Raw genomic sequence first — 10077 nt, 5'->3', positions numbered from 1 at the left:
CTCAAGGAACGCATGTCGGAAACCAGATTGTTGTAGCCGAAACTGGCGCCGCGCTCGCAGACCATGATGGCGTCGTTGCCGACGGCCTTGGCCTTGTCCACCACGTTCTTCATATCCCAAGGCGCAAGAAACTGGCCTTTCTTGATATTTACCGGCTTGCCGGCGCGCGCCACGTTCTGGATGAAATCGGTCTGGCGGCAAAGAAAGGCCGGGGTCTGCAACACGTCCACCACCGCGGCCACTTCGTTCATCGGCGTGTATTCGTGCACGTCGGTCAGCACCGGCACGCCCACTTGCCGCTTCACTTCGCCCAGAATGCGCAGGCCCTCTTCCATGCCAAGGCCGCGAAAGCTGCGGCCTGAGGAACGGTTGGCCTTGTCGTAGCTGGATTTGAAGATGAAGTTGACGCCGAGCCGGCCGGTGATTTCCTTCAACTTGCCCGCGGTATCAACTTGCAGTTGCTCGGATTCCACCACGCACGGGCCGGCGATCAGGAACAGCGGTTGGTCCAGGCCAATTTCGAAACCGCACAACTTCATGCAACCGACTCCTTCGCAGCCAGCTTTTCGCCATCGCGCACGGCTTTGAATTCCCGCGCGGCACGTACGAAACCGATGAACAGCGGATGGCCATCACGCGGCGTGGAGGTGAATTCCGGATGCGCCTGGCAGCCAAGGAACCACGGGTGCTTCTGCAACGGCAGTTCGACGATTTCCACCAACAGGTCGTCCATCGACTTGCCGGAGATCACCATACCCAGGTCTTCGAACGACTGGCGGTAGCGATTGTTGAATTCGTAACGATGGCGATGGCGCTCGCGCACGACGTCCTGATCGTAGAGCTGACGGGCCAGCGTACCGGCCTTGAGGCGGCATTCCTGCGCGCCCAGGCGCATGGTGCCGCCGAGATCGGAGCGCTCGCTGCGCTGCTCCACTTCACCGGTCGCCGTGGTCCATTCAGTGATCAGCGCAATCACCGGGTTCGGCGTATGGCGATCGTTCTCGCTGGAATCGGCATCGGTGAGACCCGCCACGTTGCGCGCGAAATCCACCACCGCCGCGTGCATGCCGTAGCAGATGCCGAAATACGGCACGCCATGCTCGCGTGCGTACTTGGCAGCCAGGATCTTGCCCTCGAAGCCGCGCTTGCCGAAGCCGCCCGGCACCAGGATCGCGTCGACGCCACCCAGCACCTTCGCCGCACCTTCGGCCTCGATCTGCTCGGAATCGATCCACTTCAGGTTCACGCGCGTCTGCTGCTTGATGCCGCCATGGCGCAGCGCCTCGCCCAGGGATTTGTAGGCATCCTTGTGCTCGACGTATTTGCCGACGATGGCGACGGTGACCTCATCCTTGGGATGCTCGACCGCATCCACCGTACGCTGCCAGCCCGACAGATCGGCCGGCTTGGCGTCCAGGCCCATCTTCTTGACGACGATGTCATCCAGGCCCTGCTGGTGCAGCCACAGCGGCTGCTTGTAGATGATGTCCACATCGGCCGCACTGATCACCGCCTGCTCCGGCACATTGGTGAACAGCGCGATCTTGCGGCGCTCGCTGTCCGGCAGCGGCTGCTCGCAGCGGCACAGCAGGATGTCCGGCTGGATACCGATGGAGCGCAGTTCCTTCACCGAATGCTGGGTCGGTTTGGTTTTGATCTCGCCGGCGGCCTTGATGTACGGCACCAGGGTCAGGTGCATGAACAGGCATTTTTCCGGGCCGTGCTCGATGCGCAGCTGGCGGATGGCTTCCAGGAAGGGCTGGGACTCGATATCGCCCACCGTGCCGCCGATCTCGACCAGGGCGACATCGAAGCCGCGGGTGGCTTCATGGATGCAGTGCTTGATCTCGTCGGTAATGTGCGGAATGACCTGAACGGTGGCGCCCAGGTAATCGCCGCGGCGCTCCTTGCGGATCACCGATTCGTAGATCTTGCCGGTGGTGATGGAATTCTTGCCGGTGAGGCGGGTGTGGACGAATCGCTCGTAATGGCCAAGGTCCAGGTCGGTCTCGGCGCCGTCGTCGGTCACATAGACCTCGCCGTGCTGGAAGGGACTCATGGTGCCTGGATCCACATTGATGTAGGGATCGAGCTTCATCATGGTGACCGAGAGGCCGCGGGCCTCAAGAATGGACGCGAGCGACGCCGCCGCGATGCCCTTGCCGAGCGAGGACACCACACCGCCAGTGACGAAAATCAGGGGGGTCATGGAAAGCAGCCGTGCTGGAAATCGGCATTTTAGCGGCAGATCGCTTCTACCGCGAGATGGCTGCGCTCATAAGTCTAAAAATGTTGCAGCGGGCCGGGCTGCCGTTGGCTGGGTTAGCGCATGGCTTTTGTCCAAATCTGGCCGGCGAAGCGACGGCGCGCTAGATGGCATATGCCGGACGGTCCACGACAGTGTCATGGGCAACCCGGCAATGAATGCGTTCCCCGTTATAGCGGGAACAAACGAAATGCCAGTAAGCAAAGCCCTCCGACATGTAGCGGACGAGTGCTCCCCATGCCTGCAGGCTGGCTGGCAACGCCTCAACCGCAGCGGCCAGCTTGGTCACGCTCAATCGACACAGATCAACGACCCGGCCGTAGGCCGACTCGAAATCGCACTGATACCAGTTCTGAACCAGCGCGACGAGATTCACATGGTCCATGTCCTTTTCCACGCAAACCAGTTCGTTTACGAGAGCAACCACCGCCGCTCCCGTTAACACGACTCGCTGGGCCGCAGGCAGACGATCAAGATCCTGCACATGCAGGTCAAGAAGTTGTGCCGTAGGCGGGACGCCAATCGTGATCAGGCGTCTGCGCAGATGAGACCACGGATTGACCTTGCCGGCTGCGCGAACCGAGGCGTTTTCGCGCGCAACCGTTTGCACCCATATGCCCATCTTCCGGCCAAGCCTGTGCACGAACTCGCTCGAAACACCCAAACTTCTATATCCATCGGCGATGGCCCTCCATGCCAGCATATAAGGGTCCCTTTCACTTGAAAGATCACTATCGCAACGAAAAGCTTGGGTAATGCCGTTGAAAATAGAGCTCAAATCGTCCGTTTTCTCCACCACGAGATCATCCCACAGCAACCATAAGGTGATGAATTTGGAATAGAGCGTAAGTTCTTCGATATTTCCGAATGGATGCGAAAAACCGGCATATCCCCATATCGCCATGGCCTTTGCTTTTTTCAGGTAATGCGTATCCGGTAGAAGCCTTGAAGCCTGCATCCATTCAATCGTCGCCTGCTCTACTTCATGGGCATAAGGTGAAAGTTCCACATACGACAGATTCAGCTCATGGCGCGCAGCTGCGGGTGCGTTCATGAAAGCCTTTACAGGCAATACTTTTGCCGCTTCCACGTTCATTTCCCAACTCCTTTGAGAGGAAAGCGAAACTAGACCACGACAGCAATTGGCGTATCAGCGGAACAACAGGCTCATTGCAAGCCATTACATGCGATTCGAAAAGCACCAGCGTGACCGCATTTTGGAATGCTAGATGCCGTGCTATACAGGCAAAATCAAACTGCCGTTAAAAATCCAGGCGACAAGGTGTCCCTCTTTTTATTCGAGCTCTCCATCACAGATTGAATCACCATAAAAAAGCCTCCCGGTCAGGGAGGTTTGTTTTTCATCGCGGCACGTAGAGAAACCACCCTCCCTCCCGCAACCGCGGAAAAGAGGGTAAGCACACGTCAGCCGATGCTTGAAGATGAGGACTGCATCACCGGATGCATCATGTACATATTCATGTTGTGCATCACCCACAACGAACCCACCACCACAATGGCGATGATCAGCAGGGTGAACACGCCGATCGACAGGTTGTCGCGCTGCCCCGGCGCCGCGCTCATGTGCAGGAAGAACGCCAACTGCACCAGCAACTGCGCAATGCAAAACACCACGATGCCCGGTGCGATGAGGTGCTGCGGCACTGCCCCGCTCATCACGCAGCCGAACGACAGCACCGTGAGGATCAGCGACAGCGCGAAACCGACGGTGTAGCTCTTCAGGCTGCCATGTGCGTTGTGCGCGTGGGCGTCAGAATGACCATGCTGGCTCGACATATCAGAGCACTCCGAACAGATAGACGAAACTGAACACGCAGATCCACACCAGATCCAGGAAGTGCCAGAACAGGCTCAGGCACGACAGGCGGCGCTGCACGGCATCGGTGAGACCGAACTTGCCCACCTGCAACATCATCACCACCAGCCAGAGCAGGCCGGAGCTGACGTGCAGGCCGTGCGTGCCGACCAGGCCGAAATAGGCGGAAAGGAAAGCGCTGCGATCCGGACCGGCGTTCTCGAACACGATCAGGTGGTGGAATTCGTAGACTTCCATGCCCACGAAGCCGGCACCGAACAGGAACGTGACGAACAACCACGTGATCACCTTGCTGCGCTTGCCCGCATGCATGTTCAGCATGGCCAGGCCGAAGGTGAAGCTGCTGATCAACAGCAGCATGGTTTCGCCGAACACGAACTTGAGGTCGAACAGTTCCTTCCCGGTCGGACCGCCCGCGGTGGCATGCCCCAGTACGGCGAAGGTGGCGAACAGGCCCGAGAAGATCAGGCAGTCGCTCATCAGATAGATCCAGAAACCCAAGAGGGTCTTGGAACCGTCGTCGTGATGCTCGTGGGCACCGCCGTGTGCGACGGCGCCGTGATTAGCAGTGATTGCGGTCATGGATTAAGCCACCTTCTCGCCGGCCGAAGCCGGACCCACGTTTTCGATCAGCTTGTGGAGCGGTACCAGGCGCGCGCGCTCGATCTTTTCGACCTCGGCACCCGGCACGTAGTAGTCCACGTCGGTGTCGAAGGCACGAACCAGGAACGAGCCGATCATGCAGAGCAGGCCGCCGATGGCCAGCCACCAGATATGCCACACCATGGCAAAGCCGAACACCGTGCCGAACGCCGCCATGATCAGGCCGGCGCCGGTGTTGCGCGGCATATGGATGTCGTCGTAGTGCGCGTATTGCGGATAGGCGCGCTTGTGTTCCTTGTCGGCCCAGAACTGGTCCAGTTCATCCACCTTCGGCAGCACCGCGAAGTTGTAGAACGGCGCCGGCGAACTGGTTGCCCACTCCAGCGTGCGGCCACCCCACGGATCGCCGGTCAGGTCGGGATTGGCAGCGCGGTTGCGGATGCTCACCACGAACTGCAGCAGCATGAAGCCGATGCCGGCGGCGATGAACACGGCACCGACCGCGGCGACGATCAGGTACGGCTGCCACGCAGGGTTGGCATAGTGGTTCATGCGGCGCGTCATGCCCATCAGGCCCAGCACGTACAGCGGCATGAAGGCCAGGTAGAAGCCGACCACCCAGCACCAGAACGACGCCTTGCCCCACCGCTCTTCCAGCTTGAAGCCGAAGGCCTTCGGGAACCAGTAGTTCATCGCGGCAAACAGGCCGAACAGCACGCCGCCGATAATCACGTTATGGAAGTGCGCGATCAGGAACAGGCTGTTGTGCAGCACGAAGTCCGCACCCGGCACGGCCAGCAGCACGCCGGTCATGCCACCGATGGTGAAGGTGACCATGAACGCCACCGTCCACAGCATCGGCAAGGTGAAGCGGATGCGGCCGCGATACATGGTGAACAGCCAGTTGAACAGCTTCACGCCGGTCGGGATCGAAATGATCATGGTCGAGATGCCGAAGAAGGCATTCACGTCCGCGCCCGAACCCATGGTGAAGAAGTGGTGCAGCCACACCACGAACGAGGCCACACCGATACCCGCGGTGGCGTACACCATCGACTTGTAGCCGAACAACGGCTTGCCGCTGAAGGTCGCCACGACTTCGGAGAACACGCCGAAGCACGGCAGGATCAGGATGTACACCTCCGGGTGACCCCAGATCCAGATCAGGTTGATGTACAGCATGGCGTTGCCGCCAAGCTCGTTGGTGAAGAAGTGCATGTCCAGATAGCGGTCGGCCGCCAGCAGCGCCAGCGCCACCGTCAGGATCGGGAACGCCGCCACGATCAGGATGTTGGTGACCAGCGCCGTCCAGGTGAACACCGGCATCTGCATCATCTTCATGCCCGGCGTGCGCATGCGCAGGATGGTGACAATGAAGTTGATGCCGCTAAGCGTGGTGCCCAAGCCGGATAGCTGCAACGCCCAGATGTAGTAATCCACACCTACGGTGGGACTGAATTTCAACTCCGACAATGGCGGATACGCCAGCCAGCCGGTGGCGGCGAAATCGCCCACGAACATCGAGATCATCACCAGCACCACGCCCGAGGCGGTGAGCCAGTAGCTGAGCGAGTTCAGGAACGGGTACGCCACGTCGCGCGCGCCGATCTGCAGCGGCACCACCAGGTTCATCAGGCCCACCACGAACGGCATGGCCACGAAGAAGATCATGATCACGCCGTGCGCGGTGAAGATCTGATCGTAGTGATGCGGCGGCAGATAACCAGCAGCATCGGCCGAGGCAATCGCCTGCTGGGCGCGCATCATGAGGGCGTCGGCAAAGCCGCGCAGCAGCATCACCAGCGCGAGGATCACATACATGATGCCGATGCGCTTGTGGTCGACGGTAGTGAACCACTCGCTCCACAGATAGCCCCACTTGCGCTGGAGCGTGACCCAGCCAAGCAGCGCCGCACCGCCCAGGCACACCATCAACAGCGTGCCCATGATGATCGGCTCATGGTAAGGAATGGCCGATAGAGAAAGTTTTCCGAACATGGCCTACTCCGCAGCCTTGGCGTGATCGTTTGGCGAGGGGATGGCGCTGGCCTGTGCCGGCGCATCGCCGATCTTGTCCATCTTCATGTCGCCCATGTACTGGCCGATGATGGCGTTGAACAGGCCCGGCTTGACGTTGGTGTAGTACGTCACCGGCGCCTTCTCGCTCGGTTGTGCCAGCGCGTGATAGGTCTGGTCATCCAGGCTGAGCTGGCTGGCCTTGGCCTTGTTGATCCAGTCCTGGAAGCCCTGCTGCGACGTCGCGATCGCGGTGAAGTGCATGTCCGAGAAGCCAGCGCCGCTGTAGTTGCTGGAGAGTCCGGCATACGTGCCTGGCTGGTTCGCAATCAGGTGCAACTGCGTTTCCATGCCCGCCATCGCGTAGATCTGGCTGCCAAGCTGCGGGATGAAGAACGCGTTCATCACCGAATCCGACGTGATCTCGAAATGCACCGGCACATTGGTCGGCAGCGCCAATTCGTTGACGCTGGCTACGCCATATTCCGGATAGATGAATACCCATTTCCAGTCCATCGATACGGCCTGGATGGTGAGCGGCTTGGCTTCATGCGCCAGCGGCTTGTAGGGATCAAGCGCGTGCGTGGTCCGCCAGGTAATGGTGCCGAGAATCGCGATGATGATGCAGGGAACGATCCATATCACCGCCTCGATCGCGGTCGAATGCGACCACTTCGGCGCGTACTTGGCCTTGGTATTGGAAGCACGGTAGCGCCAGGCGAAGATCAGGGTCATCGCGATGACCGGGACCACGACCAGCAGCATCAGACCCGTGGCGATCAGGATCAACGACTTTTCCTGGGCGCCGATATCGCCCATGGGCGACATGAGCTCCAGATTGCAACCGCTGAGCAATAGCGCAGCGATACCTACGCACGACCAGCGCGCGGCGGAGACGAGGGAACGCTTGTTCACGAACGACTCTTAAGAAGGACTGATTGGGATGTGTCGTTGGGGAAACGACTCATATATGTTATCGCGCTGCAGCAAGGTGTGACTAGCCTGTGAACTCTTGCGGTCGCTAGACAGAATGTCGCGGCCGCTGCGCAGCGTGATAGCAGGAAGCGTTTGATTGATCGCCTCGATGGGGACTTTGTTGGGTTACGCTGCGCTAACCCAACCTACACTTGCCGCCGATGAGCACTCCGATTCCCGCCCGCATCGCCGCTTTGCGCGACATGATGGCCAGGCATGGCATCGCCGCCTGCCTTGTGCCCACCGCTGATCCGCATTTGTCCGAATATCTCCCGGCCCATTGGCAGGCACGCGAATGGCTATCCGGTTTCAGCGGATCGGCCGGCACGCTGCTGGTCACCGCGAAGGACGCCGGCGTGTGGACCGATTCGCGCTATTTCTCGCAGGCCGAACAACAGCTTGCAGGCAGTGGTATTGCGCTGATGAAGCAACGCGTGTCGCATGCGCCCGAACACTTGACCTGGTTGCAGCAGCATCTGCATCAAGGCGAGGTGGTGGCTGTGGCTGGCGACAGTGTGTCGGTAGCAACACAGCGGCAGATCGAACGATTGCTAGGCGCCGTGGACGCCACACTGCGCGTCGATCTCGATCTGCCCGGCATGGTATGGCGTGATCGCCCCGCGCTGCCCCATGCGCCGGTGTTCGACCATCCGCTTACCTACGCCGGCACCACGCGCGCCGAAAAATTCGAAAAGCTGCGCCACGCGATGCGCAAGCAACACGCGACACATCACCTCGTCTCCAGCCTCGACGACGTCGCGTGGCTTACCAACCTGCGCGGCAGTGATGTCGAATGCAACCCGGTATTCCTGGCGCACTTGCTGGTGGAAGCGTCCGGACAGGCCACCCTGTTCGTCGATCGGGACAAGCTCAAGGATGATATCGTCGCCGCGTTGCAAGCTGACGGCATCCGCATCGCCAATTACGCCACGCTGGGTGATGCGCTCGGCGAGTTGAAAGCCAGTGACACCTTGTTGTTTGAACCGGGTCGCGTGGTGAGCAAAGTGCTGCAAGCCGTCGCGCCGGAAGTGAAGCGCGTGGAGGCGCCCAATCCTTCCACGGCATTCAAGGCGATCAAGAGCAAAAACGAGCTGGCGCATATCCGCGAAGTGATGCGTCGTGATGGCGCGGCGCTGGTGCGCGCCTTCCGCCGCCTGGAAGAACGGCTTGCCGCCGGCATGACACAAACCGAGCTGGACGTGGATGCCTTGCTGCGTGACGAACGCTCCGCGCAACCGAACTTCGTTGGCGAAAGTTTCGCCACCATCGCCGGCTACATGGAAAACGGCGCGCTGCCGCACTATCGCGCCACGCCCGAAGCGCACAACACCTTGCAGCGCCACGGCCTGCTGCTGGTCGACTCCGGTGGCCAATACCTGGGCGGCACCACCGACATCACCCGCGTGCTGGCCCTGGGGCCGACGACGCCGGAACAACGGCGCGACGCCACATTGGTGATGAAAGGCATGATCGCGCTCTCCCGCGCCCGCTTCCCCAAAGGCGCCAGCGGTCCGCAACTTGATGCGCTGGCGCGCGCACCGCTGTGGGCCAGCGGCATGGACTACGGCCACGGCACCGGCCATGGCGTCGGCTATTTCTTGAATGTGCACGAAGGACCGCACGGCATTCGCCCGCCGGTATCCGGCGCCACACTGGTCTCGCTTGAGCCCGGCATGATCACCTCGATCGAACCCGGCTTATATAAGCCTGCCCGCCACGGCATCCGTCACGAAAATCTCGCCGTGGTCGTGGAAGCCGACCAGACCGAGTTCGGCGACTTCTATGCCTTTGAAACCCTCACCCTGTGCCCGTTCGACCGCCGCGCACTGGAACCCAGTCTGCTCAACCCCGAGGAACGCGCCTGGCTGGACGACTATCACGCCACCGTGCGCGCAGCGCTCGCGCCATTGCTGGAAGATGCCGACCTGGCGTGGCTGGAAAAACACTGCGCGCCGCTCTAAAGGCGCCGATGACGATGTAGGCTGGGATGAAATCCCAGCATCGACAACTGTGCGAAAGCTGGGATTTCATCCCAGCCTACGTGATCAATCCAGCGTACCCGCGCCAAAACGCTCATCCTCGCGCTGCGTTGCGGCGACTTCCAGCACAATGGACAAGGCACGCACTACATCCTCCCCGCGCATGCTTGGCGCATTCGGAAAGCGCGCCGCCTGCACGGGCAAATACGGTATATGGATAAAGCCGGCGCGTACGCCTGGACGCTGTGCCACCAAGTGCAGCAGTAAGTATCCCCCGGCAAAGCCGGGGGCTTTATGGGTGAGCGCCTCAAAGGCGCCTTGAAACCAGGAGCCGCCCAAGGCGGCCGGTCATACGCCTAGCTTCATCTGATCGTAGCGCTCATCTTCCTTTTCCTGGTTTC

10 protein-coding genes are annotated in these 10077 nt (G+C 60.5%); 2 read left to right on the top strand and 8 right to left on the bottom strand.

What is annotated here, in order from left to right:
• Together kdsA and VJR68_RS17360 are read right to left on the bottom strand one after the other, a co-directional pair.
• A partial coding sequence (gene kdsA, locus VJR68_RS17365) for a 3-deoxy-8-phosphooctulonate synthase (protein ID WP_324149793.1) occupies positions 1-539 on the bottom strand: 539 nt, incomplete at its 3' end.
• Entirely contained in the window at positions 536-2209 is a 1674-nt protein-coding gene (locus VJR68_RS17360; RefSeq protein WP_324149792.1) for a CTP synthase, read from the bottom strand. The genes VJR68_RS17360 and kdsA, both read right to left, overlap by 4 nt.
• 11 nt (positions 2210-2220) lie before the next feature.
• Here VJR68_RS17360 and VJR68_RS17355 point away from each other — a divergent pair, with 11 nt between their 5' ends.
• Positions 2221-2373: a hypothetical protein gene (locus tag VJR68_RS17355; protein ID WP_324149791.1), complete on the top strand. Its 153-nt coding sequence runs from the start codon at positions 2221-2223 to the stop codon at positions 2371-2373.
• Here the strand turns inward: VJR68_RS17355 and VJR68_RS17350 are convergent.
• The 5 genes from VJR68_RS17350 to cyoA form a co-directional block, all read right to left on the bottom strand.
• A complete protein-coding gene (locus tag VJR68_RS17350; protein WP_324149790.1) occupies positions 2370-3362 on the bottom strand; it encodes a terpene synthase family protein in 993 nt (330 codons plus the stop codon). The genes VJR68_RS17355 and VJR68_RS17350 overlap by 4 nt on opposite strands.
• Before the next feature lie 329 nt (positions 3363-3691).
• Complete coding sequence (gene cyoD / locus VJR68_RS17345) at positions 3692-4063, bottom strand: cytochrome o ubiquinol oxidase subunit IV (RefSeq protein WP_324149789.1); 372 nt, start codon at positions 4061-4063, stop codon at positions 3692-3694.
• 1 nt (position 4064) lies between these two features.
• Positions 4065-4685, bottom strand: coding sequence for a cytochrome o ubiquinol oxidase subunit III (cyoC, locus tag VJR68_RS17340; protein WP_324149787.1), 621 nt, complete (start codon positions 4683-4685; stop codon positions 4065-4067).
• A 3-nt stretch (positions 4686-4688) separates the two neighbouring features.
• Positions 4689-6704, bottom strand: coding sequence for a cytochrome o ubiquinol oxidase subunit I (cyoB, locus tag VJR68_RS17335; RefSeq protein ID WP_324149786.1), 2016 nt, complete (start codon positions 6702-6704; stop codon positions 4689-4691).
• A 3-nt stretch (positions 6705-6707) separates the two neighbouring features.
• Positions 6708-7637 carry a ubiquinol oxidase subunit II gene (gene cyoA / locus VJR68_RS17330; RefSeq protein WP_324149785.1) on the bottom strand — a complete coding sequence of 310 codons (930 nt, stop codon included), beginning with the start codon at positions 7635-7637 and terminating at the stop codon, positions 6708-6710.
• Between the two features lie 221 nt (positions 7638-7858).
• Here cyoA and VJR68_RS17325 point away from each other — a divergent pair, with 221 nt between their 5' ends.
• Positions 7859-9658 carry an aminopeptidase P family protein gene (locus VJR68_RS17325; protein ID WP_324149784.1) on the top strand — a complete coding sequence of 600 codons (1800 nt, stop codon included), beginning with the start codon at positions 7859-7861 and terminating at the stop codon, positions 9656-9658.
• An 84-nt stretch (positions 9659-9742) separates the two neighbouring features.
• On the opposite strand, the gene VJR68_RS17320 is transcribed toward VJR68_RS17325, so the two are convergent.
• The gene (locus VJR68_RS17320) at positions 9743-10015 is read right to left on the bottom strand and encodes a hypothetical protein (RefSeq protein ID WP_324149783.1); all 273 of its coding nucleotides are present in this window, start codon (positions 10013-10015) and stop codon (positions 9743-9745) included.
• Positions 10016-10077 lie beyond the last annotated feature (62 nt).

Source organism: Dyella sp., from assembly GCF_035277725.1.
In the GTDB taxonomy this organism is placed as follows: Bacteria; Pseudomonadota; Gammaproteobacteria; order Xanthomonadales; family Rhodanobacteraceae; genus Dyella_B.
The sequence above is the reverse complement of the archived record's forward strand: the minus strand, read 5'-3'. Positions and strand labels throughout refer to the sequence as shown.

Bases quoted from the DNA above. Each gene is read 5' to 3' on its own strand.
- VJR68_RS17360 (WP_324149792.1), bottom strand. From the start codon at position 2,209: ATGACCCCCCTGATTTTCGTCACTGGCGGTGTGGTGTCCTCGCTCGGC.
- VJR68_RS17350 (WP_324149790.1), bottom strand. From the start codon at position 3,362: ATGAACGTGGAAGCGGCAAAAGTATTGCCTGTAAAGGCTTTCATGAAC.
- cyoD (WP_324149789.1), bottom strand. From the start codon at position 4,063: ATGTCGAGCCAGCATGGTCATTCTGACGCCCACGCGCACAACGCACAT.
- cyoC (WP_324149787.1), bottom strand. From the start codon at position 4,685: ATGACCGCAATCACTGCTAATCACGGCGCCGTCGCACACGGCGGTGCC.
- cyoB (WP_324149786.1), bottom strand. From the start codon at position 6,704: ATGTTCGGAAAACTTTCTCTATCGGCCATTCCTTACCATGAGCCGATC.
- VJR68_RS17325 (WP_324149784.1), top strand. From the start codon at position 7,859: ATGAGCACTCCGATTCCCGCCCGCATCGCCGCTTTGCGCGACATGATG.